The organism is Pseudomonas sp. SIMBA_068, assembly GCF_046534705.1.
In the GTDB taxonomy this organism is placed as follows: Bacteria; Pseudomonadota; Gammaproteobacteria; order Pseudomonadales; family Pseudomonadaceae; genus Aquipseudomonas; species Aquipseudomonas putida.
On sequence record NZ_JAWRYI010001856.1, the window covers coordinates 1 to 230 of the forward strand.

General features: G+C 59.1%; 1 protein-coding gene. It reads left to right on the forward strand.

The window, feature by feature from the left end:
* On the forward strand, window positions 1-230 hold a 230-nt coding region (locus SB756_RS36200), incomplete at both ends, for a DDE-type integrase/transposase/recombinase (RefSeq protein ID WP_410914076.1).

A 230-nucleotide genomic window follows, 5' to 3' on the forward strand; every position in this document is an offset into this window, starting at 1 on the left:
CCTACAAAAAGGCGACGGTCGAGCGGCCGGATATTCCGAACGTGCTGGATCGAGAGTTCAGCGTATCGGCACCCAATGAGGTCTGGTGTGGTGACATCACGTATGTCTGGGCTCAAGGTCGCTGGCACTATTTGGCGGCTGTGATTGATCTGTTCGCCCGCCGCGTGGTGGGCTGGGCGTTTTCATCGAAGCCCGATGCCGACCTGGTGATCAAGGCCTTGGACATGGCC